The following is a 24,838-nucleotide window of genomic DNA, read 5'->3' as shown; positions in this document are numbered from 1 at the left end:
TTGGTGGAGAGTTTCTTTTATAAAAAATTTTTACAAAATAAAAAAGAAGCCTTGGAGTCAATGCTTCTTTTTTCGTTTTATTTTTACTTTTGGTGAGCAGGTGTTTCGATTGTTTTTTTAGATTGGTATAACTTTCGGCCTACCAAGGTTTGAAGTGTAAGGAATAACCCGCCGACAACCCAATAAAGAGGGAGAGCAGCTGGGGCGTTAAAAGAAAACATTACAATCATTAGCGGCGACATTAAGCCCATCATTTTCATTTGTTGCTGCTGGGCCGTTGGCATGTTTGATTGGGATACCTTGAATTGGAAGTAGTATACTAGTCCAGCGATAATCGTAATAACGATATCTGAGTGCCCTAAATTAAACCATAAGAACTGATGGGTTGCAATTTCCTGTGATCCGCGAATGGCATAATAAAAGGCTGTTAAGATTGGCATTTGAATAAGAATAGGTAAACATCCCATATTGAGTGGATTAACACCATGTTTTTGATAAAGTCCCATCATTTCAGCTTGTAGTTCTTGTTTCTTTTTAGGGTCCTTCTCGGTCTTCATTTTCTTTTGAATGGCATCCATTTCAGGCTTTAAACCATCCATTTTTTCTTTCATAACCATTTGATTTTTGTATTGCTTTAACATTAATGGCATTAATATAAGTCTAATAACCAGGGTAACCACGATGATCGCCAAACCATAATTTCCACCGAAAAATTCTGCGGTTGAATGGATAATCGACGAGAAAGGATGGACAAAATAGGTTTGAAAAAACCCTGTCTTATTAGTAGTAGTTGTTGTATGCGCTTGTGATGAACAAGCAGACAATAATAAAGTAGACAAAATAAACATAGCTGCAAGTATAAGTGAAGATCGATTCTTTTTCATATTTCCTCCTAAAATGTCTTAGTATATTATGTGGTTGGATATAAGGAAGGAAATTGGTTCATCAGAATCATCCTGCGAACATTCTTTTCTACGAATATATTTAACAATTCTTTTCAGAATAAAGCTTCCGTTCATACTATTTTGATTTCGGTAGAAGACGGGCGGGTAATTAATTTTTGTGTTTGCAGATTCAGAAAGAGAACCGAAAAAAGTATATTCTACACCCCAAGCCCACAAAAACTTTAATGTGATTCCAAGAAAAATACTTACATAAAGGGCATTTAGAGCATTTATATCGGAAAGATCAATCAGCAATTGGAACAAAAATTATCACCTCACTTAAATACCAATGATATGAGTATATAGGAGAAAGCGAAAAGAATCAATTTTATCACAGTCTAAATCCCATAATATGAAGACATTGCTAATAGTTCAGATGATTTTTTCTAAATCCTAATATAACTTAGTTTAAATATATGTTTGTTTTATGACCAATGGGTAAGTGTATCGAGCAGCCCATAAGGATTAAAAAGATGCCTGCAGTTTTTTGAATTGTGGTACCCAGTTTTCTGCTTTTTTTAAGAATATACCTACAAATTACTATAAAACTATCAACAAAAACCGCTGATGAAACAAAGTTCTTAATTTTTGGAAGAAAAAACACTGATCCTGTGAATCAGTGTTGTAATAATGGTTTCCAATGGGCTGTCAACATTTTATAGGCGAATTCCACTTTCTCCTCCGTTGGCGGCTCGACATGTTTTAGAGGATATTCATGGCCAAGCGCTTCCCATTTGTAAACTCCAAGTTTGTGATAGGGAAGAATTTCGATTTTCAAAACATTCTCTAATGTCCCAATGAATTCACCAAGTTTTTGCAAATCCTCCGGATCATCTGTGATAGTTGGTACCAGAACATGACGTACCCAAATCGGAACCTTCCGATCGGATAAAAACTTAGCAAATTCGAGGATGTGATCATTTGCCATACCAGTCAGTTGAATATGTTTTTTTCGGTTGATATGTTTTAAATCTAGTAACACTAGATCTGTATATTGTAGAAGTTCTTCTAATTGTTCAATAAAGAGCTTGGAGTGGGAAAAACAGCCTCCAGATGAATCGATGGTGGTATGAATTCCTTTCTTTTTACACTCCTTGAATAATTCAGTTAGAAAGGGGATTTGTAATAAAGGCTCCCCGCCGCTTACAGTGATCCCACCGCCAGATGCTTGTATGAAAGGAAGATAACTTGAGAGATCATCCATGATTTCAGAAACAGACATCTGTTTTCCGGAACCGATTTCCCAAGTATCTGCGTTATGGCAAAACTGGCAGCGCAATAAGCACCCCTGTGTAAAAATCACATAACGAATTCCTGGTCCGTCAACTGTCCCTAAAGTTTCAATAGAATGAATATTTCCCGTCATGATGATGTCCCCCTTATTTTTAAGCAGGAGCCCCCTAAGAAAAGGGAACTCCAATTTATTCTAATTACAAAGATTCGTGGAAGGTACGGTTAATAACATCGAGCTGTTGTTCTTTAGTTAACTTAATAAAGTTAACAGCGTATCCTGATACACGAATAGTTAATTGTGGATATAACTCAGGATGCTCCATCGCATCAATTAATGTTTCTCTATTAAAGACGTTAACGTTTAAATGGTGTCCGTTTTTAATGGAATAACCATCCAAGATAGATACAAGATTGCGAACTCTGTTTTCTTCTTCTTTACCTAGTGCTTTAGGAACGATTGAGAATGTATTTGAAATTCCGTCCATTGCATAGGCATATGGAAGCTTAGCAACAGAAGAAAGGGAAGCTAATGTTCCTTTTGTGTCACGGCCATGCATTGGGTTAGCCCCTGGTGCGAATGGTTCACCAGCACGACGGCCATCAGGTGTGTTTCCAGTTTTCTTTCCGTAAACTACGTTAGAAGTAATCGTTAAAACTGATAAAGTATGAAGGGAATCACGATACGTTCCATGTTTACGCAATTTTTTCATAAAGGTTTCAACAAGTTCAACAGCAATGCTGTCAACACGATCATCGTTGTTGCCGTATTTAGGGAAGTCACCAGTTGTTTCAAAGTCAACCGCTAGTCCGTTTTCATCCCGGATCACTTTGACTTCGCCATATTTAATAGCACTTAATGAGTCGGCTGCAACACTTAACCCAGCAATACCTGTTGCCATAGTTCTAAGGATTTTCGTGTCATGTAAGGCCATTTCAATTCTTTCATAGCTATATTTATCGTGCATATAGTGGATAACATTCAATGTGTTAATGTAAAGACCTGCAAGCCAATCCATCATCTGGTCAAATTTCTCCATAACTTCATCATAATTTAGCACATCTGAAGTAATTGGCCGATATTGTGGACCTACTTGGATTTTTAACTTTTCATCTACACCACCGTTAATAGCATAGAGAAGGGCTTTAGCAAGGTTTGCACGAGCGCCAAAGAATTGCATTTGTTTACCGATTTCCATTGCTGATACACAGCAGGCAATTCCGTAATCATCACCATACTCAGGACGCATTATTTCGTCATTTTCATATTGGATCGAGCTAGTTTTAATAGACATGTTGGCACAATATTTCTTGAAGTTCTCTGGTAATGATGGTGACCATAAAACAGTCAAGTTTGGTTCTGGAGCTGCTCCTAAGTTATCCAAAGTATGAAGGAAACGGAAAGAGCTTTTCGTTACAAGTGAACGTCCGTCAGATGTCATACCACCAATAGATTCAGTTACCCATGTTGGGTCACCACTAAATAACTCGTTATAATCAGGTGTACGTGCAAATTTTACTAAACGAAGCTTCATGATGAAGTGATCAACAATTTCTTGCGCTTCAGTTTCAGTTAATAGACCACTTTCTAAATCTCTTTCGATATAAATATCTAAGAACGTTGAGGTCCGGCCAAGGCTCATTGCAGCACCGTTTTGTTCTTTAATAGCAGCTAAATAGCCAAGGTATAACCATTGAAATGCCTCTTGTGCATTTTGTGCAGGGCGGGATAGGTCAAAACCGTAACTTGTGCCAAGTTCTTTTAATTCATTTAAGGCGCGGATTTGTTCTGCTATCTCTTCACGGAGTCGCATATTATTTTCTGTCATGACACTGCTGGTGTTCTTTTTGTCTAATTGTTTTTGTTTTATTAGGAAATCAACACCGTATAAGGCAACACGGCGATAGTCGCCTATTATACGGCCACGGCCGTATGCATCAGGAAGCCCTGTAATGATAGCGGCTTTACGAGCTAGTGCCATTTCGTCTGTATATGCATCAAAAACACCTTGGTTATGAGTTTTACGGAAATCAGTGAAGATTCTTTCGATTTCTGGATTTAACTCATAGCCGTATGAAGCACATGCTTGCTTTGCCATACGAATACCACCGAACGGCTGGAGAGAACGATTAAAGGGTTTATCTGTTTGAACACCTACAACTTTTTCTAAATCTTCATCTAAGTATCCTGGACCATGTGAAGTAATCGTAGAAACTGTTTCTGTGTCCATATCAAGGACACCGCCATTTTCACGTTCTTGCTTCGTTAAAAGCATTACTTGTTCCCAAAGCTTGTTTGTTGCATCGGTTGCTGGAGCTATGAAGGAGTCATCGCCCTCATATTGTTTATAGTTTCTTAAAATAAAATCGCCTACATTGATTTCTTTTGACCAAGTTCCTTTGTTAAAACCCTGCCATTGTTCCATTATCTTTCACCTCTTAAATTAGTAGAAGAATATATAACAGAAAGTTATTTATTTCATAACCCTAGTATAACAGCAGAAATATGATAAAAAATACGCTAATTGTTAAGGAATTGTGAACCCTTTAAATTTAAGGGTTTTTTAGGGGTGTTTATGAATATTATATGAACATTAATTATAAGATAACTTAAACTGTACTATAAAATAACTAAACGAATGTTAAACTGTTATATAGAAAAAAACCAACAATATCAACATATTAATAGTGAAAACTATATAATATAGCACTCTTTGCCAATAGAAAAAGCAGGAAAGTTATTTCCTGCTACTAATTGACGACAATATAGGCAATCATTGGACCGTTGTGAGCACGGTCAGGATGTACTTCACAAATTAATCGATAAGTTCCTTCTTTTTGAAATTGAAGGGGAACGAGTGTATCTTGCCCCTTCTTTACTGTTCCTTTCAACGTCGTCCCTTCGATGTAAAATGGATGCTCAGCCCCATTAATTCCACTTATAATCAAGTTTACTTTTTCTCCCTTTTTTAAGACAATGGTACCTGGATCCCATCGATACGCTTCTATTTCTTTACCGTCTTTCATTGTGGTCTTAAATTCTCCTGTCACCATGTGGATCTGACGAGTTTTATGGTCAGGTTGTTGATTAAATACCGTTGTATCCCCTGCTTTTAACATGAACCAGGCAGAAATACTTGCTAAGACGATACCGACTGCTAAAAAAAATAGCAGGGTCTCCTTTTTAAAAACTAAAAATTTCACCTGCAAACCTCCTCTTTTGTATTCTATTAATATTTATGCTAAGGAGGTTGGAAAACTTGTCTCATTTTAAAAAAATTTTTGAACAAATGAGCCTTTAGGAAACCTCTGCTTGAAATAAGAGCGGTTGAACAGCCAATTATCTGTCTAAAATATGACTAAATGTCCTTGTAATTAAAGATATTACTTTGTTTTTCCTTGTGGAGAGTTTATAGTAAAAACAGGAATGAAAAAATAGGTGGTAATCTGGTTGGGGATTAGAAAAGAAAAAGTGCTAAAAGTTGTAAAATTTGTTTTTCCTGTGTTCTTATTAATTTTCGCTCTCATTGAAATGAAGAAATTCACTGGAAACATTAATACCCACTTACTAAAAGGTGAAATCCATCATCTCAATATTTGGCTGTTATTATTAATCTTTGTCGTGACTTTTGCAGCTGTATTGCCAATGGTTTTATACGATGTGATCTTAGTGAAAATTTTGAAGACAGAAGTACCAAAAAGAGAGTTAGTTGAGCAATCATTTATTGCGAATTCTTTCTCAAATTTAATCGGGTTCGGTGGATTGATTGGCGCGATGCTGAGAACCTATTTTTTTAATAAGCTTGAAGGGGATAAGCGTAAACTTCTTGGGGTTATTGCCACGGTTTCCTTATTTTACTTAACAGGGATCTCTTTCCTTTCATGGATTGTAACAATTAATTATCGGAAGTTCCCGTTGTTTGTAGATACAAAATGGCTTTATTTCGCCGTCTTGGGTGTAAGCTTATATCTACCTATCTTTATAGTAATACATATAATTAAATCCGGTAAAGACAATCAATATAGACTTACACTTAAGAATACCATTGGGTTGGTCATCGTTTCAGTGATAGAATGGTTTGCGGTATTTACAGCTATTTTTGTTTTAACAAAAATACTAGGAATTCAAATCTCATTCCTTGATTTGTTCCCCATTTATATTGTTGCGGCATGTGCAGGAATTATAAGTATGATACCCGGCGGACTAGGTTCATTTGATTTGGTATTTCTATGGGGAATGCAGGATTTGCATATTCCAGATGAAAAGGTTCTAATCCTTCTATTGTTTTATCGAATTGGTTATTATTTCATCCCATTTTTAATCAGCTTAGTCTTTTTTGTGCGACTTTATTGGCAACGATGGAATCAATTGTGGAATAATCTTCCTAAAGCAATTGTTCAAGGCCTAAGTCATGTTATTTTAACCATGCTTGTCTTTCTATCTGGACTAATTCTGCTGTTATCTGCCAGTGTACCAGGAATTATGTCGAGGCTCAGAATTGCTCAGGAACTTTTGTCATTTCCGATTATCAATGTGTCCCATCAGTTATCCGTTGCGGCCGGTTTTTTGTTGTTGGGTTTATCGCGTGGAATTGAATATAGTGTTAAAAGGACCTATGATTTAACGATGCTCGCATTAATTCTGGCCGCGTTATTCTCTATTTTTAAAGGAATTGATTACGAGGAAGCTGTTTTTTTAATCATTGTTGCCCTCCTGCTAAGAATGTCAAAAGGGCAATTTTATCGTGAAAGCTATGTGTTAACTTGGGGTAAAACCATCTTTGACGTGACAATTGTTTTGATTGTTACTTCTATGTATATATTAATCGGGTACTTTAACTTGCCTAATGCGAAAATTACCATACCTAAAAAGTTTATCCCGTATGTGATTGTTGATTACCGCGATTTGTTTTCAAGTGCAATTATTGGCCTAATTATTGCCTTAAGTATTCTCTTTATAGGTTATTTAATTAGCCTGCCGAAAAAGTGGAACCTTGAAAGGTCGATTGATCATGAACAAGAAATCATAAATCATTTATCCGCTTATCCTGGCAAGGTGTTATCTCATTTAATATTCCTCCATGATAAATTTATCTTTTGGAATAGTAAGAGGAATGTTTTAATCGCTTTCCAAAAATACGCGGATAAATTAATCATCCTTGGCGACCCAGTTGGTGAGAAACATGACTTTTCGAGTGCCATTGAAGAATTTCAAGAGGTCGCTGATTTACACGGCTATACACCTGTTTTCTACCAAGTAAGCGATGATATGCTTCCGTACTTACATGGTCATGGTTTTGCATTTTTTAAGTTAGGAGAAGAAGCTTTTGTTGACCTTAAGACTTTTTCGCTTAAAGGAAACAAAATGAAGGGTTTACGGACCCTGAAAAATAAATTTAATGGTGAACAATATTATTTTGAAATGTTTTATCCTCCACATCCAAATGCACTCTTGGACAAATTGAAGGAAATATCCGATGAATGGCTTTCAGGTCGAAAGGAAAAAGGATTTTCACTAGGATTTTATAGTGAGGATTATTTAAATCGAGCACCGATAGCCATTGTAAAAGATGAAGAAGATCATATACTTGGATTTATGAGTATTATGTATGTATATGATAATTATAAGACAGTTTCAGTGGACTTAATGAGAGTTCGACAGTCTGCCCCGGAAGGAATTATAGACTTTTTCTTCTTATCAGTAATTGATTGGGCAATTCAAAAAGGTTATCAGCGATTTAATATGGGAATGGCGCCATTATCAAACGTAGGGCTGTCAAAATTTTCTTTTTTGAGTGAAAAAATAGCTGCTCAAATTTTCTTGCATGGACACTTTATCTATCATTTTCAAGGTCTTCGAAAGTTTAATGAAAAATATACTGATATTTGGGAACCAAAATATTTGGCATTTAGAAGAAAATCATCATTGCCGTTTATTATGGCCCAAATCGCCTTGTTGATATCCAAAAAAAGACCATAAGAAAACCGGTTGGCAGCTGCTAACCGGTTTTTTTTATGGTTAAAATTTACTATATTACAAGGATTAAATTTTAAAATAGTACTTTATTTCTACAAATATTCTGGTAAAATCAAGGAGGATTATAAGAAAAAAGTAAGGGTGTATCCTATTGAAAAAGTTTTGGCCGGCAATACTAATCTTTCTTTATCTTGTTTCAATTCAATTACCTGTTTTTGCTGCAGAGCCAGTTCAGCTGCCTCTTAAAAGTGAAGCAGCGGCAATGATTGATTCTGATACTGGAGCTGTTCTTTATGTTAAAAATCCTAATCAGAAAATGTATCCAGCAAGTCTAACGAAAATAGCTACAGCTATTTATGCGATCGAAAAAGGAAACTTAGACCGTCTTGTAACTGTGAGCGGCAATGCTGTAAGACAAGATGGTACCCGTGTTTATTTAAATGAAGGGGAACAAGTCCCTTTGAAAAAATTGATTCAAGGAATGCTTATTAATTCAGGAAATGATGCGGCCGTTGCAATCGCGGAGTGTACGGATGGCTCGGTTCAGAAGTTCGCGGAAAATCTAAATACTTATTTAAAAACAAAGATAGGTGTAACAAACACGCATTTCACGAATCCTAATGGATTATTTGATCCTAATCATTATACAACGGCTATGGATATGGCGTTGATAACTAATTATGCCATTAAGAATCCCGTGTTTGCTGAAATCTTTGGTACCAAGATACTTCCCTGGAAAGGTCAATCTTGGCAGGCAAATTTAGTTACACACCATAAAATGTTAAAGGGTGAGATTGTCTACCCAGGGATTACGGGTGGAAAGACAGGCTATACGAGCGAAACAAAACAAACCTTAGCAACAACCGCTGATAATGGGAAAATTAGACTAACAGCAATAGTATTGAAATCAAATTTAAAGAACGATAAATATTATGATACCGCTATACTATTTGATTATGGATTCAAAAACTTTCAACATATAACCATTAAACCGGGAGAAATCTTTACAACTGCTGAGCGGAAAGAATTTTCTCCAGTTAAAGACACACTAGTAACAGAACGAATTGATGGTTGTTTAAAAAATATTGCAAATGACGGGCTTCTTTCAATCCAGGACAATAGGGGACAAGTAGTCCAGAAAGTACAATTAACCTACAAGGAACCTCCTAAACCAAAAGTAGCTTCTATTAATAAAGTGAAAAAGAGTAATAATGAACAAACTGATAATGGAATAATTATTGTAAATACAGTATTAGGTATGATTATTATATTGATTGCTATCTCATTGGCTGTCCGAAAAAAACAATCAAGAGGATATTAACATACAACTTAGACCATGGGAGAAAACCTCCTATGGTCTAAGTTGTATGTTTACATATTATCAATTGGTAACGGATTGGAGTTGAAAGAGGCAGGAGAGTCGATTTGGTCTTTATCATCTACAAAACTTCTTGTTGCAACAAAATCGCTTTGATCACCAAAATTTTGACCGTATCCTTGATTTTTCTTATCAGAATTATGCCATTCAGCTAGCAGGTTTTGACCAATATTTACTGCTGAGGCATTTTCAAAGGAATTAATTTTAATCATGAATATATTTATATTAATAAAAGGAACTGGGACTGGCATATTATTTCCTCCTTCCACTTAGTTATCAATATATGCAATTTTTTAAAGGTTTATGAAACAAGCGTAATAGTTGGATTAATTATTGAATAAGATTCGTATGATGAAAGTAGGGATAAATAAAGGAATAGGTAATATACAGATATGAGCAAAAGGGGGGTGTCAACTGATGGATATGGAAAAATTAAAACAGTGGATGGATATTGCGAAAAATATGCAAGGCGGGGACTTTTGGAACAATATTTTTGACCAGGAATTTGCCAAGCAATTTATGAATGAACAACCTGTAAAGTCATCCACTGCTGATGGGGCATCGGGGCGAGCAGAAAAATCAAGGACGTTTCCGATCATTGATGTCTTTGAAGGGGAGCATGAGGTTGTTGTGGTGATTGAACTTCCTGGGGTAGCAAAGGAAAATTTGGAATTAGGTTTAAATGGTACTTACCTAACCATAAAAGGAAAAGTGAACCCCCTCCATCCGCATTTAACTATGACATATTCTGAAAGGTTCTATGGTGAGTTTCAAAGACAGATCACTTTACCTGACACGGTGAGCCCTCAGCAATTGAGTGCAAAATTTTGGAATGGCTTACTGATTGTAAGTTATCAGCGTACAATTGAAAAAGGGGAAGTTATTCCAATTGAATAGACAGTAAAAAAAAGAAATGTTGAGGATTATTTTAATCTGTCAGATATTCTTGGACATGTTCAAGTTTTTTTTTCATATAAATAAAAGTAAGGGTAAATAAAAGGGAGTTTGTGATTATGTCATTAAAAGATTTATTCCTTATATTCAAGAAAAATGATTATGAAATGGAATTAAAGAATAAATTGATCTCATTGGAAATGAATATTGAGGAATTAAAAAAATCACTTCAAACCTCCCAACAGCAGGGTTTACCAGAAAGTGAGCTAAAAACCAAGGACCCGCCGATTATCATAGAAAAAATTAATATTGAAAAGATCATTTTAGATAAATATGAATTAAATAACAATTTTGGCCAGCTTGGGATAAAAGAGTTAAAAGGAAAATTAAATATTGGGGCTACCTATGGAAGTGAATTTACACCGAGTTTTGATGAAGAGACGAAAAAGCCTCTTAACCACAATACAGAAAGGAAAAAAGAACCTGATAAACAACCTAAGGTTAATATTAAAGCAAAAAAAGACTAAAGTGAAAAGTACTTTAGTCTTTTAACTACACTATTGTAATCTGCTTTCTACTTGTCGGCATACCTCATCAGCAGACATTCCGTTTGCATCGATGACAGAACCTTTTGTGACAGTGTCAGATATACCCATCACATTTGAATCAAGGCCTGTAACTACACAGCAATCACAGTTTTGTGCATCAGACTCTTGTTTTAATTCTACTACATCATAGCCTTTGTCCTTTAATGCTTGTTGAATATTTGTAAGAGATTGTTCTACTCCAACTTTTGCCATACAAAACACCTCCTCCTGTAGAATATTTTGCCTTAAGCTTTAGGAAATATTCCGTATAAGCTAAGATATTTGTCCAAAGGATAATAAGGGAGGTGTATGTAATGAGCAGAGGCAGAAAACGAAAAGCTGATCCGTCCACAATTGGCCTTAATTCTTCACAAGTAGAAGGTCAAGGAACGACTACAACAGAAACGGGTTCGATTGAAGTATCATCATCAAGAAAAAAACAAAAAAGATATTAAAAAAAGAGGATGTCATTATTGACATCCTCCATTCTGTTTATTGATACATTTCGGCAACTTGTTTTTGAATTTCTTCATTTTCTAAATATTCATCATAGGTCATTTGTTTATCCACAAGGCCTTTTGGTGTAAATTCAAAGATACGATTGGCAATCGTTTGGATAAACTGATGGTCATGTGAGGAGAAAAGCATTGAACCCTTAAAATTAATTAATCCATTATTTAATGCGGTGATGGATTCTAAGTCTAAATGGTTAGTTGGTTCATCTAATAAGAGAACATTGGCTCCATTTAGCATCATTTTTGAAAGCATGCAGCGAACCTTTTCTCCACCAGACAAGACACTGGCCTTTTTCAACACTTCTTCACCGGAGAATAGCATTCTTCCTAAGAAACCTCTTAAAAAGCTTTCACTATCATCTTTTGGTGAGAACTGACGCAGCCAATCAACAAGGTTTAAATCGCTATTTTCAAAGTACTCGGTATTATCTTTCGGAAAGTAAGCTTGAGAAGTGGTAATTCCCCACTTATATGTGCCGCTGTCAGCTTCCATTTCACCCATTAAAATGTTAAAGAGTGTCGTTTTTGCAACCTCATTTGTACCAACAAGGGCAATTTTATCTCCTTTGTTCATGAAGAAGCTTACGTTATCTAGAACCTTAACTCCATCAATCGTCTTGGTTAAACCTTCTACACGTAACAAATCATTGCCAATTTCACGCTCAGGTGTAAATCCTACAAAAGGATAACGGCGTGAAGATGGCCTGATATCATCCAGGGTAATCTTATCTAATAACTTCTTACGAGAGGTTGCTTGTTTTGACTTAGAGGCGTTGGCACTGAACCTAGCGATAAAGCTCTGAAGTTCTTTAATTTTTTCTTCTTTCTTCTTGTTCGCATCTGAAGCCATTCTGGAAGCTAATTGACTTGATTCATACCAGAAATCATAGTTCCCAACATATATTTGAATTTTACTGAAATCCAAATCGGCGATATGCGTACAAACTTTATTTAAAAAGTGACGGTCATGGGATACGACAATGACGGTATTTTCAAAGTTAATTAAAAAATCCTCAAGCCATTGAATGGCCTTGATATCCAAGTGGTTAGTCGGCTCGTCCAAAAGTAATACATCTGGTCTGCCAAACAAAGCCTGGGCAAGCAATACTTTGACTTTTTCCGAACCAGTTAATTCAGCCATTTTCTTATAATGGAGATCCTCCCCAATACCTAGGCCTTTTAATAAAATCGCTGCTTCAGGCTCTGCTTCCCATCCGTTTAGTTCTGCAAATTCACCTTCTAGTTCGGCAGCTTTCATACCATCCTCATCAGTAAAATTTTCCTTCATATAAATAGCATCTTTTTCTTGCATAACCTCATAGAGTCTTGCGTGACCCATAATGACAGTTTTTAGTACTTCAAAATCTTCATATTCAAAATGGTTCTGCTTTAAAACAGCCATCCGCTCATTCGGCCCTAATTGAACAGTTCCTGTTTGTGCTTCAATTTCACCAGATAATATCTTTAAAAATGTTGATTTTCCGGCACCATTTGCCCCGATTAATCCGTAGCAATTTCCTGGTGTAAATTTAATGTTTACATCTTCAAATAACTTACGGTCACCATATCTTAAACTTACGTTACTTACAGTAATCATAGTAGTAATCCTCCAGAACAAAAATATCTACTTATTATACCATTAATCTGAATGAAGAGCGAATTCTTTTAGAGTTATGTGGATTATAAGAAAAATTTTCTAAAAAAATTTATCCATTTTCACACTTTATTCATAATTATGTTGTAGAATTGGATTAAGAAGTTTTAAAGAGGGTGAATAGTATGGCAAAAAAACAGCTTACTGAACTCGTTAACAAATTAAAAAAAGCTGGTATTAAAGCGAGTCTAACTAAACCGAAATCAACTTATCTATTAACATTGCAGCAGATTAAATAATATCCTTCATCCTTTGAATGAAATTTTATCAGTAAAAAGCGATTAATCCTGAGGGACTAACCGCTTTTTTTATTACTCTATTTTATCTAGTATTTTGGCGTAAACATCTTGCTTATTAAACTCTTTTCCCATTGGGAACTTGTCAATAAATTTATTGTCATCATCTACAAGATACGTAAATGTGGAATGGATGAACTGGCCGTTGCCAGGATCTTTGAATTGGAACTGCAAGGCATCGGTAACTTTACGAAGTTGTTTTTGATTATCTTTCGTTTGTTGTTTTGCCCCGGTTAAAAACATCCAACTAGTATCATTCCCTATACCGAACCCCTGCTTATATTCTTTTAAAATTTTAGTTGTATCTCGGTAAGGATCAATGGTTATGGTGACAAATTCTATTTCCTTCCCATAAATACCTTTTTTCAAAAGATCTTTCTTTAATTCCACCATTTTTTGTGTAGTAGTTGGACATACATCAGGACAGTGAGTATAAATAAACTCAATTAGTTTTAACTCAGTCTTATCCTTACCAAAAGTAAATGTATCACCACTCTGTGTAATGAAAGTAGCACTTGTTGGAATGGCAGCATTGGCATCACGGATAAGGAAAAACGAGATTCCTCCTGCAATCCCCAAGAATACAGCTAGACTGCAAATTATATAAATCCTTTTCAAAACGATCCCCTCCTAACATAAAGATAAATAAGTTTGTTGAAAGAAGATATGGATATTTTGTGAAAAAAAGTGGATGCAGTATAGAGGTTATTCCTTTATAATGAAAATTAAAACGTTTGAAAAATCAGATTTTTATTACAGTGGGAAGATGGGTGTTTATATGAAAAAGGGTGGTAAGTTTACGATCCAACTGCTCATCCTAATCGTAATCTATCAAATTGGGAATCTGGCAGCGAGTTTTTTTCATTTGCAAATTCCCGGAAATGTGATTGGGATTGTTATATTATTAGTGTTATTTTCGTTCGGTGTTATTAAAGTAGAACAAATCGAATTGGCGGCAGGGTGGCTGCTTAAGCATCTTGGTTTCTTTTTTATTCCTATTTCTGTTGGGTTAATGACCTTAGGCGATATCGTCAAAGCAAAGGGCTGGATGCTGCTAGGTATCCTTTTTATCAGTGCTTTTATTGGAATCATTGCAGCAGGAAAGACTACGCAAATGGTTATCTCGAAAAATGAAAAGGAACAAGAAAAGTACCATGATCACGCTTTATAGTATTCTAGTCACTGTTTCAGTCTATTGGTGTGCGCGCTTTTTAACCCGAAAATACCCATCTCTAATTACTAGTCCAGTTTTTTTAAGTACCGTCATCATAATCTTTATATTGTTAGCTTCTAGGATATCGTATCAAGAGTATGGGCAGGCAAAAAACATTATGACCTACTTGCTTGGTCCTGCTACAGTTTCTCTGGCAGTTCCAATCTACAAAAATCGTGATGTATTCAAAAAGTACATAAGGGCTGCCGTATCGGGGTTATTTATCGGAAGTGTCTCAACGATTGGAACAGCAATTTTTATGGCAAAAGGGCTTCACCTTTCAAAAATTTATCTCCTAGGTTTCGTGGTAAAGTCTGTTACTGTCCCGGTTGCAGCAGAAATAGGGGGAATTATTCATGGGAATATTTCGCTTATTGCTGCCTATGTCATTATTACGGGGATGATAGGGGCGATGTTTGGGTCCAAACTATTGAACTGGTTTAAGATCGACCATCCCTTTGCCCGAGGTCTGGCAATTGGTACGATAGCTCACGGAATTGGAACAGCTGAGGCGGTAAAGGAAGGGGAACTGCAAGGTGCAGTTTCTGGTGCAGCGATGGGAATTGCCGCCATCTTTACCTCATTTATTGTACCGTATATTATAAAATTCATTATCTAATAGGTGAATGTCAGTTGACAAATGTTTCTAATTTTTGTATTCTTTAGAAGAATAAATTACTCAAATAAGGGAGTATGTTTTATGTTAGGTGTCGTTCTTAACTAATCCAACCAATTGGATATTTTCATTTCAAAACTATACGTTCGTTTTTTTGATAAAATGAATGGTTTATTTAGTTATGGGATGATGTTAAGAACAATGGGCAAGCATAGGCATACACTTTTTCCAATGTAGCTGTGTACACTCGTGTAGACAGTTTTTATTTTGGATTAATTTAGTATGGAAAAATGGGTGGTTTTCCATTCATTACGCTAGAGCCGCAATGACATTGTTCATTGCGGCTATTTTTATTATAGGGGGCTTTTAAAATGAATCAACATACGTTGAATATGCTTGAATTCAATCATATTAAGGATGCTATCGCTGCCTTTGCTTTAACGATAGAAGGTAGAGATAAGGTACAGAATCTTGTCCCATCAACAAATGTAAAGCAAATAGAGGCATGGCTTGAAGAAGTATCAGAAGCAGTCGAGATTTTAAAAATAAGTGCAAGTGTACCCATTCATGGTCTTGATGGTATCAGCACCATCCTTGCGAACATGAATAAAGGGGCAGTACTTAAAGTTGAACAGTTAACAAAGCTGTATGATTTTTTGGATTGCTGTGGAAAGATGCGAAGGTACATGAGGAGTAAGACTTTTTATGCACCGAGGGTATCAGCCTATGTAGAAGTAATTGATGAATTGCCAGAACTCGAAGCAGAAATTATTCGTTGTGTCCGAGGGGGCAGGGTAGATGATTACGCAAGCAAGGAATTATTAAAAGTAAGAAAACAACTTACTATACAAGAGGAACGCTTGAAGGAAAAGACGATGCAAATGCTGCGATCTACTAAATTCAAACCGTATTTGCAGGAAAATGTCATTAGTCAGCGAAATGGACGTTATGTGATTCCCATAAAAAAAGAATATCGGAACAAAATAAAAGGGGCTGTCCTTGATACGTCTGCGTCAGGGTCCACACTTTTTATTGAGCCTGAGGAAATTGCCATCTTTCAGGATCAATTAACCTGGCTCCTTACAGATGAAGAAATTGAGGTTCAAAAGGTGTTAACCTATCTAACAGGAATGGTCGAGCAAAAAGAGCCGCAAATCCGTCTTGCTGCTGAAACCATGATTCAGTATGATTTCTTATTTGCAAAAGCAAAATATTGCCGAATGATTAAGGGATCAAAGGTGAAAATTAACCAATTTGAGGAATTGAACTTAATACAAGCGAGGCACCCTCTCCTCGGAGATAAAGCTGTTCCATTAACCTTCACCATGAGAAGGGAAGAGAAGGCACTTGTTATCACTGGTCCAAATACTGGTGGAAAAACAGTTACGATAAAGACGGTAGGCTTGTTAACTTTAATGGTGCAATGCGGTCTGCATATTCCAGCGAAGGAGGAAAGTAATCTTAGAATTTTTGACCGGATTTTGGTAGACATCGGTGACGGGCAAAGTATCTCCGAAAATCTGAGTACCTTTAGTTCAAGAATTGTCAATATAATCGAAATCTTAAAAGAAACAAATGATCGAACATTAGCCTTATTAGATGAACTTGGCTCTGGAACTGATCCCGGAGAAGGAATGGGGCTTGCTACTGCCATATTAGAAACTCTTTTTCAAAAAGGAGCAACTCTATTTGCAACAACTCATTATAGTGAAATTAAGGAGTTTGCAGAAGAACATCCCGGTTTTTTAAATGGATCGATGGAGTTTGATTTAACAACGTTTTCTCCAACTTACCGTTTAATCATTGGCAGAGGAGGGGAAAGCCAGGCATTTGCGATTGCCCTAAGACTCGGGATGCACCCAGCTATTGTTGAACGAGCTCATTATCTTACTTATAAGGAAGAAAAAGAATACCGAAGCCAAGAAATAGATCGTTGGAAGTTAAAAGAATTAGAAAAACAGGTGATGACAAATAAATATAAGCAAAAACAAACTATAGCAAAAACGAATATCCCACTTTATCAACAAGGTGATAATGTGAAGATTTCACCCTCAGATGAGTTTGGAATCGTGTATAAGGGACCTGACCAGCACGGGAATTACCAAGTTCAAGTAAAAGGAGAAAAAATATCTGTAAGCCATAAGCGGTTAACTTTGTATATTGCAGCTTCTGAGCTATATCCTGAGGATTATGATTATGATATTATATTTCAATCAAAAGAAAGCCGGAAAAAAAGTAAGCTCCTATCCAAAAGCCATCAAGAAAATATAACCATTGATTATTTTGAATAAAAGATAGCAGGATGTCTTCCATATCGGCTAAACAGCCATTAGAGACATCCTGTTTTTCTGTAATACAACCTACTTTTTTTGTTTTAAATATTGTTGGGCGAGAAGTAGTTTAACTTCATTATAACTTAAGCCGGATTGACTATTTAACCGTTTTACTTCCTCAATATCTGTCCCAACATTCGTATAACGTTTCTGTTTAGAAGACATAGCAACTGACACTCCTAAGTGAGAAGTATTTTTTAAGGAAATGAAAAACCAATTTTTTGTACATACTAGTAAAAAAAGGAGGCGGTTCCCATTTTTTACGGTAAAAGGGCTAAGGAAGAAGAGATTGAAACAATCCTTGTTGACACCGAAGTTTACTCTTGTTCAGATGATGCATGCATCGGCTGGATGAGAAAGGATTTTGTTGCGGATGACTTGCTATGTCCAATGTGTGGCACCCAAATGTTACAGGAAATTAGGGAGCTCCCAAAAATCTAAATAATGATTTTATTAATTAAAAGACTGTCACGTTAGCGACAGTCTTTTATTCTTCACCAAAATCAAAGAAATGTTCATCATATGCTCTTTGTGCCGATTCTGAAGAAGTAAACAAGGCATCGTCATCTTCAATAACATGAAAGGTTTCATTTAAAAAAAGTGCTAGAGCATTTGGATCTTTAGGATGTTGAACGATCTCTGCTGCTTGTACATTTGCAACAGAGGGGACATGCGGGTTCCGATAAATAACATAAACTTCGTCACCAGGCTGGGCATTGTCTAAATCAATAATACTCATAAAGAATTAACCTTCCTTTACAAATTTTCGTTTTGTTGGCGAATCTCGTCCCCGGTAATGATCATATTAGCTTCTTCCAGTTCCTTATGCCCGTTGACTGAATCCCCCGGTATATTTTTCTTATTGGGGAATACCGAGCCGTTTTCGAGGGTCATTTGAGGCCGTTCATCCGCAGTTGTCAAGTAATCCTTCTTCTTTGCCTTTGCCATAAGAATCATCTCCTTATAGTAAGGTTTCACTTAAAAAATCAGTTTATGCCTTCCTTATTCTTTCCTTTAAGGTATAAATTTCAATAAAAAAACTCTCCATTAGGCGAGGAGAGTTCTCTTGTTTTATTCTTCTTTTTTTGATAAACAGTGATCGCATTCCATTAAGTAGCTTTCAGCTTGTTCCTCCATGTGTTGACCACACTCTGGGCATTCCTTCTTTGGCAGGCTTCGGAAAAATTCAACTGGACTTATTAACATTTATAATTCCCCCTTTGATAATACAGTTTACTGTCATTGCTTTTGTTGTAGTACAGAAAAAGTAAAAAAATTATCTTTTGTTAACTTTTATACCGTGTTGTAGTGATTAATAGGACTATTCTTCTCTTTTGGCTAAACAACGATCACATTCCATTAAGTAGCTTTCAGCTTGTTCTTCTATGTGTTGACCACATTCTGGGCATTCCTTTTTTGGTAAGCTGCGAAAAAATTCAACTGGACTTATTAACATTGATACCATCTCCTTTATTAATACAGTTTATTTTATTTTCACTTGTTATAGTACAGTATAAACAAAAAACTTCGTTTTGTGTAGACTTTTTTTTTAAAAAAGTTTAACTTTGAAAAAAATAAGATTTTTATTCCAAAAAGCTATTTATGCATTGTATTAGTTTCACTATAATGAATAAGGGTTAACGTATATTTCAAAGTCTTACTTCCATTACAATATAATTTACATTACAATTTCATAGTATAAATACCTTGTAGACATTGGGGGGATCCAAGTTAATGGGGGAAATGTTGGGGATATTTCATCCATATTTTATAATTATCGCCATTGGGTTAACGATTATGGCATCATATACAGCTCTAGATATGTTTACCTTAATAAGGTCTTCAAATCATAATAAACGATTATTATTTCTTGGCGGTACATTATCCATGGGGATTGGAATATGGGTAATGAACTTTATGGCATTAATTTCGGCAGACACAAACCGCTTTGCCAGCTATCATATTCCGCTAACTATTCTTTCTATTTTTATTGGAATAGCATTTACTGGGATTGCTTTTCTTTGGTTTTTTGGTAAAACCATTAATATATACCACTTGTTAATTGGCAGTTTATTTTTAACCCTAGCTGTAATGGCCATTCAAGTTATTGGTTTATATGCCATGAATGTAAATATCGACTACAATATTGGGCTAATGATTTTTTCTGGATTATTAATTTTTTGTTCCTTTTTATTTTCGTTATGGATTCTTTTTTCTTCGAGCTATTCCCACGGGAATCAAGTGTGGTTGAAGCCTGTAAGTGCGTTAATCATTACCATAGCCATTGCTGAAGGGCACTTTTTATTAAAGAGAGCTGCCGTTACAACAAGTGGGATTGTATCAGATAGTCAAACAGACAGCCCCTTCTTTATTTATTTGGTTTTGTTTGTTTCCGTGTTAATTATTGGCGGTTTGATCATCTCTAGTATGTTGATAAGCAAGCAATTGGTTACAACTGATACAAACTTAAAGGATATCAAAGATGCCTTAGACGCCTCGACGATTGTTGCGATTACCGACCCAAAAGGGGTTATCACATATGTAAATGATAAATTCGAAGAAATTTCTAAATATAAAAAGGAAGAAATTATTGGCAAAAACCATCGAATCCTTAATTCAGGCTATCATTCAAAAGAATTTTTTCGAGATTTATGGCAAACTATTCAGTCGGGGAAGATTTGGCGGGGGGAAATTCGGAACAAAGCGAAAGATGGTTCCTTTTACTGGGTTGGAACAACCATCGTTCCATTTCTAGATAAAAAAGGTAAACCTGTTCAATATATTGCGATTCGTTCTGATATTTCTATGCGAAAAAAGGCAGAAGAGCATCTTAAAGAAATGATGAAAGAAAATGAGGATATCAAATTTGCCTTAGACCAATCTTCCATTGTGGCTTTCACAGATGCTAAAGGAAAAATCATCAGTGTAAATGATAAATTCTGTGAAATCTCTAAATATAGCCGGGAAGAGATACTAGGGGAGGACCATCGAATTCTAAATTCTGGCTATCACACAAAAGAGTTTTTCAAGAACTTATGGAAAACAATTGGGGCTGGTCAAGTATGGAAGGGCGAATTAAGAAATAAAGCAAAGAATGGTTCTTATTATTGGGTGGACACGACGATTGTTCCTTTTTTAAATGAACAGGGGAAACCTTATCAGTATCTAGCCATCCGTAACGACATAACCGAACGAAAGAAGACGGAAGAGGTTCTTCATCGTCAGGATAAGCTTGCCGCTGTTGGCCAACTAGCTGCGGGGGTTGCGCATGAAATCCGTAATCCACTAACGTCGATGAAAGGTTATGCAGAATTTTTGCAGTTAGACGAAAAAGATCCAGAACGGATGGAATTTTTAAATATTATTTTAGATGAGATTGAAAGAGTAAATACCATTGTCGAAGACTTTATGGTATTAGCGAAACCAAAAGCGGTTGAATTAGAGGAGAAGAATGTTGTCCCTGTTATTCGAAATGTTGTTTCTTTGCTCGAATTTGAAGCTAGAAAGAAAAATGTCCGCTTGTCATTTGACTGCAATCAAGAGATTATCCAAATAGAATGTGACGAAAACCGGTTAAAACAGGTATTTCTAAACTTTATAAAAAACGGAATCGAGGCCATGCCAAATGGTGGAGATTTGCAAGTTAAAACAGTCATTCATGATAACAATGTGCAAATCTCGATTCAGGATTCAGGAGTTGGAATCTCGAAAGAAAAATTAAAGAAATTAGGCGAACCGTTTTTTACGACGAAGAAAAATGGAAACGGTCTAGGATTAATGGTAAGTTTTAAAATCATTGAAAGTCATAATGGAAAGGTGTTTGTGGAAAGCGAACCTAATAAAGGAACAACCTTTAATATTTTATTACCGGCCAAAATTGCTTAAACGAGAGGGAACTCTCGTTTTTTTTTTGTGCAATTTTCCTTAAATTTCCTTCAATAATAATTAACAATTTAGAAGCTACTATTGATAGAAATCGACTATGATGAATATATAGGGTTATATGATTCTTTAGGGAGGGGATTAAGTGGAAGATACAAAATTGGTTAAGACCATTTGCGGGTACTGCGGAACTGGCTGCGGACTTGTCTTAGAAGTGGCGGATAATAAAATAGTGAAAATCCGTGGAGATAAAGAAGCTCCGGTTAGTAAGGGGCAGACTTGCGTAAAAGGGGCATTTGCTTATGAATATGTACATGCCAAAAGTCGATTGACTTCACCGTTAATTCGGGTATCGGGACAATTAATGAAAGCAACCTGGGAAGAGGCTTATCAATACATTGCCAATAAATTATCCGAAATTAAAACTACATGGGGGTCTAATGCCATCAGTATGTTTGCTTGTGCAAGAAGTACAAATGAATCAAATTATGTAACGCAAAAATTTATGCGGACGGTTATTCAAAGCAATAACATTGATGGCTGTAACCGAACTTGACACGCACCGAGTGTTGCCGGTCTGGCAACTATTTTTGGAAGCGGTTCCCCAACTAATACCTTAGAGGATTTTGATAAGGCAGAAGTATTATTACTGATGGGATCTAATACATCGGACGCCCATCCTATCATTGCTAACCGCATGAAAAAGGCTGTTAAGGCAGGATTAAAAATCATTGTCATCGATCCTCGGAAAATTGATATGGTTAAAGTAGCTCACCGGCATTTACAGATTAATGTAGGAACCGATATAGCTCTTATCAATGCTTTCATACGGGTTATTTTAAAAGAAGGTCTTTACAATCCCGAGTTTATTAAGAATTTTACAATAGATTTTGACCGTCTAGAAAATCAGGTTGAACCTTATACACCTGAATATGCGGCCATGATTACCGGCCTTTCCGCCGAGGATATTGTAACGACCGCTAGAGAATATGCAACTTCAAGTGGTTCAATGATTGCCTATACATTAGGGATTACAGAGCATCATTGTGGTGTAAATAACGTTTTTGATATTGCGAATTTAGCATTATTAACAGGAAACATTGGAAAACCAGGAACCGGGATTATGCCGTTGAGAGGTCAAAATAATGTCCAAGGGGCAGGTGATATGGGCTGTCTGCCTAATCAGCTTGCCGGAGCAATGAGTTTAGCCAATGATGAGTTCCGTGCCCGATATGAGAAAGAGTGGGGGGTGGAACTAAATCCACACGCAGGAGACACGCAAACACGTACCTTTGACCGTATAGAGATGGGAGAGTTAAAGGCTCTTTATGTAATTGGTGAAAATCCTCTTTTAGCGGATGTTCATATGAATCATACTAAAACGTTATTTGAAAAACTTGATTTATTAGTTGTCCAAGATATTTTCTTAACTGAAACAGCCAAAATGGCCGACGTTGTTTTACCGGCTCGTTCTTGGGGAGAAGTGGATGGAACATATACCAATACAGATCGTCGAATCCAGCGTGTTCGTAAAGCCGTAGAACCACACCCTAATACGAAGGAAGATTGGGAAATTCTTTGTGACCTTGCTACTTTAATGGGTTACCCAATGCATTATCAAAATAGCGAGGAAATTTGGAATGAGGTTAGAAAACTTGCCTGGGAGCTGTATGGAGGGATTTCATATAAACGTTTGGATGAAAAATATAGTATCCATTATCCATGTCCAAATGAGAATCATCCAGGTACCTTTATCCTGCATGAACGGTTCCATAAACAAGCTTCAGATGTTAAAAAGTCACCATTTGTTCCTGTTGATTATACAGAACCGTTAGAATTGCCCGACGAGGAATATCCGTTTACGTTGACAACAGGCAGGCGCTATGAGTCCTATAATACCCATTCACAGACCCGTTACTATGCACCAGGTGTTAAAGTAAAACAAACAGAAGAAACTGTTGATATCCATCCAGATGATGCCTGCTCCCTTGGGATTGCGGATGGTGAGGTGGTACAGGTTCGTTCCCGCCGAGGGGATCTTCTTGTTAAGACAAAAATTACTGAACAAGTTGTTCCCGGCCTTGTATTTATGAGCTTCCATTGGAGCGAAACACCAACAAATGTTTTAACCTTAAATGAATATGATCCAATTTCAGGCACTGCAGAATACAAAGCTTGTGCTGTTGCTATAACGAAGTTGTCTTAGGATCAGCGAAAAACAGTGCAGTCGGTATGCTGCACTGTTTTTTTTACTATACTATTGTCAAAATATACAGTTACGTAGAAATACTATTGTAATATAATTGCCATTCTTGTAAACCAATTAACATCCCCCTGTTCTTTTTCTCGGAAAAAAACATGTTATGATGAGAACAGTTAGCAAGCGAAAGAACATGGGAGGAATATAGAAATGATAAAAAAAATAAAAGCATTCCTAGCAGTTGCTGCACTCTCAGGGACTGTAGGCGCTAATGTTCATGCGGAAGAAATCACGGTTAAAGAAGGGGATACCCTTTGGGATCTATCACAAGTACATAATACATCTGTAGAAGATATTCAAAACTGGAATCACCTTTCTACTAACCTGATTCATCCAGGAGATGTATTAACCATTGCAACTGAAAAACAATATACAGTTCAGCAAGATGATACATTAGGGGATATTGCTTTAACCTATCAAGTACAAGTAAATCAAATTAAAGATTGGAATAAACTGAATACAGACCTTATTCATCCAGGCTTAAAGCTCATTATATATGATGAAGTTACGGATAGTGTCAAAAATGCGGAGGCACCAGGTAGCAAAGAAGAAAATACGGTAACAAGTAATTTAGAAAAGCCGGTTGCAAATTCAATTGTAACATCAACTGAGCCTAAAAAGACAACGATTCCGGCAACAGCTTCGGCTCCCCAGCCTGCAACCACAGTTCAGGTTGTAGAACCAGCTAAAACAGTTTCGGCTGCGCAAACTACTCAGCAGGCTCCGAGTGCACATCCAGCTAAAGCAGCAAGCAGTGAAGAAACTGATGGTAAAGAAATTACGGTAAAGGCGACAGCCTATACAGCTTCATGTGAAGGATGTTCAGGAACCACTGCAACGGGTGTAGATCTAAAAGCCAACCCTGATGCGAAGGTAATCGCCGTGGATCCAAAAGTTATACCACTTGGAAGTAAAGTTTACGTTGAAGGTTACGGAGTGGCAACTGCTGCAGATACAGGCGGCGCTATTAAAGGAAACAGAATCGATGTATTTATTTCCACAGAGCATGAAGCGCTAAAATGGGGTAATAAACACATTACAATAAAAATAATCGATTAA

The 24,838-nt window shown here is 36.3% G+C and carries 25 protein-coding genes; 12 read left to right on the top strand and 13 right to left on the bottom strand.

Features of this window, described 5'->3' with window-relative positions; all coding sequences use genetic code 11:
* Positions 1–83 precede the first annotated feature (83 nt).
* The 4 genes from yidC to J7E81_RS13480 all read right to left on the bottom strand — a co-directional run bounded on the left by yidC (position 84) and on the right by J7E81_RS13480 (position 5,378).
* Positions 84–884 (bottom strand): membrane protein insertase YidC, encoded by an 801-nt coding sequence (gene yidC / locus J7E81_RS13495; protein WP_215042836.1) that lies wholly within the window; start codon positions 882–884, stop codon positions 84–86.
* 676 nt (positions 885–1,560) lie between these two features.
* On the bottom strand, positions 1,561–2,313 hold the full coding sequence (pflA, locus tag J7E81_RS13490; protein ID WP_215044335.1) for a pyruvate formate-lyase-activating protein: 753 nt from the start codon (positions 2,311–2,313) through the stop codon (positions 1,561–1,563).
* Between the two features lie 61 nt (positions 2,314–2,374).
* Positions 2,375–4,600, bottom strand: a complete 2,226-nt coding sequence (pflB, locus tag J7E81_RS13485) for a formate C-acetyltransferase (protein ID WP_215042834.1) — start codon at positions 4,598–4,600, stop codon at positions 2,375–2,377.
* 325 nt (positions 4,601–4,925) lie between these two features.
* Entirely contained in the window at positions 4,926–5,378 is a 453-nt protein-coding gene (locus J7E81_RS13480) for a cupredoxin domain-containing protein (protein WP_215042832.1), read from the bottom strand.
* A gap of 247 nt (positions 5,379–5,625) precedes the next feature.
* Here J7E81_RS13480 and mprF point away from each other — a divergent pair, with 247 nt between their 5' ends.
* Both mprF and J7E81_RS13470 read left to right on the top strand, forming a co-directional pair.
* Positions 5,626–8,154, top strand: coding sequence for a bifunctional lysylphosphatidylglycerol flippase/synthetase MprF (gene mprF, locus J7E81_RS13475; RefSeq protein WP_215042830.1), 2,529 nt, complete (start codon positions 5,626–5,628; stop codon positions 8,152–8,154).
* A gap of 148 nt (positions 8,155–8,302) precedes the next feature.
* The gene (locus tag J7E81_RS13470) at positions 8,303–9,472 is read left to right on the top strand and encodes a D-alanyl-D-alanine carboxypeptidase family protein (protein WP_251028634.1); all 1,170 of its coding nucleotides are present in this window, start codon (positions 8,303–8,305) and stop codon (positions 9,470–9,472) included.
* A 50-nt stretch (positions 9,473–9,522) separates the two neighbouring features.
* Here the strand turns inward: J7E81_RS13470 and J7E81_RS13465 are convergent, their stop codons facing one another.
* Complete coding sequence (locus J7E81_RS13465) at positions 9,523–9,780, bottom strand: hypothetical protein (protein ID WP_215042828.1); 258 nt, start codon at positions 9,778–9,780, stop codon at positions 9,523–9,525.
* Positions 9,781–9,946: 166 nt separating this feature from the next.
* Here J7E81_RS13465 and J7E81_RS13460 point away from each other — a divergent pair, with 166 nt between their 5' ends.
* Positions 9,947–10,426 carry an Hsp20/alpha crystallin family protein gene (locus J7E81_RS13460; protein ID WP_215042826.1) on the top strand — a complete coding sequence of 160 codons (480 nt, stop codon included), beginning with the start codon at positions 9,947–9,949 and terminating at the stop codon, positions 10,424–10,426.
* A 116-nt stretch (positions 10,427–10,542) separates the two neighbouring features.
* Complete coding sequence (locus tag J7E81_RS13455; RefSeq protein ID WP_215042824.1) at positions 10,543–10,950, top strand: hypothetical protein; 408 nt, start codon at positions 10,543–10,545, stop codon at positions 10,948–10,950.
* Positions 10,951–10,980: 30 nt separating this feature from the next.
* Here J7E81_RS13455 and J7E81_RS13450 read toward each other — a convergent pair whose 3' ends face one another.
* A complete protein-coding gene (locus J7E81_RS13450; RefSeq protein ID WP_215042822.1) occupies positions 10,981–11,223 on the bottom strand; it encodes a YkuS family protein in 243 nt (80 codons plus the stop codon).
* A 101-nt stretch (positions 11,224–11,324) separates the two neighbouring features.
* Between J7E81_RS13450 and J7E81_RS13445 the strand changes: the two genes are divergently transcribed.
* Positions 11,325–11,465 carry a YuzL family protein gene (locus J7E81_RS13445; RefSeq protein WP_215042820.1) on the top strand — a complete coding sequence of 47 codons (141 nt, stop codon included), beginning with the start codon at positions 11,325–11,327 and terminating at the stop codon, positions 11,463–11,465.
* A gap of 37 nt (positions 11,466–11,502) precedes the next feature.
* Here the strand turns inward: J7E81_RS13445 and J7E81_RS13440 are convergent, their stop codons facing one another.
* Together J7E81_RS13440 and J7E81_RS13435 are read right to left on the bottom strand one after the other, a co-directional pair.
* A complete protein-coding gene (locus J7E81_RS13440) occupies positions 11,503–13,122 on the bottom strand; it encodes an ABC-F family ATP-binding cassette domain-containing protein (RefSeq protein ID WP_215042818.1) in 1,620 nt (539 codons plus the stop codon).
* Positions 13,123–13,490: 368 nt separating this feature from the next.
* Positions 13,491–14,093, bottom strand: a complete 603-nt coding sequence (locus J7E81_RS13435) for an SCO family protein (RefSeq protein WP_215042816.1) — start codon at positions 14,091–14,093, stop codon at positions 13,491–13,493.
* Between the two features lie 100 nt (positions 14,094–14,193).
* Between J7E81_RS13435 and J7E81_RS13430 the strand changes: the two genes are divergently transcribed.
* From J7E81_RS13430 to J7E81_RS13420, 3 genes are all read left to right on the top strand, one after another.
* A complete protein-coding gene (locus J7E81_RS13430) occupies positions 14,194–14,646 on the top strand; it encodes a CidA/LrgA family protein (RefSeq protein WP_251028633.1) in 453 nt (150 codons plus the stop codon).
* Positions 14,606–15,307, top strand: a complete 702-nt coding sequence (locus tag J7E81_RS13425; RefSeq protein WP_308162214.1) for an LrgB family protein — start codon at positions 14,606–14,608, stop codon at positions 15,305–15,307. Before J7E81_RS13430 ends, J7E81_RS13425 begins: the two co-directional genes overlap by 41 nt.
* 368 nt (positions 15,308–15,675) lie before the next feature.
* Positions 15,676–17,595, top strand: coding sequence for an endonuclease MutS2 (locus J7E81_RS13420; protein ID WP_215042814.1), 1,920 nt, complete (start codon positions 15,676–15,678; stop codon positions 17,593–17,595).
* A gap of 69 nt (positions 17,596–17,664) precedes the next feature.
* Here J7E81_RS13420 and J7E81_RS13415 read toward each other — a convergent pair whose 3' ends face one another.
* Complete coding sequence (locus J7E81_RS13415) at positions 17,665–17,802, bottom strand: hypothetical protein (RefSeq protein ID WP_215042812.1); 138 nt, start codon at positions 17,800–17,802, stop codon at positions 17,665–17,667.
* A 90-nt stretch (positions 17,803–17,892) separates the two neighbouring features.
* Between J7E81_RS13415 and J7E81_RS30565 the strand changes: the two genes are divergently transcribed.
* The gene (locus J7E81_RS30565; RefSeq protein WP_215044327.1) at positions 17,893–18,078 is read left to right on the top strand and encodes a cold-inducible protein YdjO-related protein; all 186 of its coding nucleotides are present in this window, start codon (positions 17,893–17,895) and stop codon (positions 18,076–18,078) included.
* A gap of 46 nt (positions 18,079–18,124) precedes the next feature.
* On the opposite strand, the gene J7E81_RS13405 is transcribed toward J7E81_RS30565, so the two are convergent.
* The 4 genes from J7E81_RS13405 to yhfH (J7E81_RS13390) all read right to left on the bottom strand — a co-directional run bounded on the left by J7E81_RS13405 (position 18,125) and on the right by yhfH (J7E81_RS13390) (position 19,093).
* Positions 18,125–18,376 carry a transcriptional regulator SplA domain-containing protein gene (locus J7E81_RS13405; protein WP_215042810.1) on the bottom strand — a complete coding sequence of 84 codons (252 nt, stop codon included), beginning with the start codon at positions 18,374–18,376 and terminating at the stop codon, positions 18,125–18,127.
* 17 nt (positions 18,377–18,393) lie between these two features.
* Positions 18,394–18,585: a hypothetical protein gene (locus J7E81_RS13400; RefSeq protein WP_215044425.1), complete on the bottom strand. Its 192-nt coding sequence runs from the start codon at positions 18,583–18,585 to the stop codon at positions 18,394–18,396.
* Positions 18,586–18,708: 123 nt separating this feature from the next.
* Positions 18,709–18,843: a protein YhfH gene (gene yhfH, locus J7E81_RS13395; RefSeq protein WP_160721061.1), complete on the bottom strand. Its 135-nt coding sequence runs from the start codon at positions 18,841–18,843 to the stop codon at positions 18,709–18,711.
* A gap of 115 nt (positions 18,844–18,958) precedes the next feature.
* Positions 18,959–19,093, bottom strand: coding sequence for a protein YhfH (gene yhfH / locus J7E81_RS13390; RefSeq protein ID WP_215042808.1), 135 nt, complete (start codon positions 19,091–19,093; stop codon positions 18,959–18,961).
* 278 nt (positions 19,094–19,371) lie between these two features.
* Here yhfH (J7E81_RS13390) and J7E81_RS13385 point away from each other — a divergent pair, with 278 nt between their 5' ends.
* The 3 genes from J7E81_RS13385 (at position 19,372) to J7E81_RS13370 (ending at position 24,838) form a co-directional block, all read left to right on the top strand.
* Positions 19,372–21,522, top strand: a complete 2,151-nt coding sequence (locus tag J7E81_RS13385) for a PAS domain S-box protein (RefSeq protein WP_215042806.1) — start codon at positions 19,372–19,374, stop codon at positions 21,520–21,522.
* Positions 21,523–21,664: 142 nt separating this feature from the next.
* Entirely contained in the window at positions 21,665–23,725 is a 2,061-nt protein-coding gene (gene fdhF / locus J7E81_RS13375) for a formate dehydrogenase subunit alpha (protein ID WP_308162213.1), read from the top strand.
* A 204-nt stretch (positions 23,726–23,929) separates the two neighbouring features.
* Positions 23,930–24,838, top strand: a complete 909-nt coding sequence (locus J7E81_RS13370; protein WP_215042799.1) for a 3D domain-containing protein — start codon at positions 23,930–23,932, stop codon at positions 24,836–24,838.

Source organism: Bacillus sp. ISL-18, assembly GCF_018613415.1.
In the GTDB taxonomy this organism is placed as follows: domain Bacteria; phylum Bacillota; class Bacilli; order Bacillales; family Cytobacillaceae; genus Neobacillus.
Note: the sequence above shows the minus strand (reverse complement) of the source record. Positions and strands in the feature narration are given on the sequence as shown.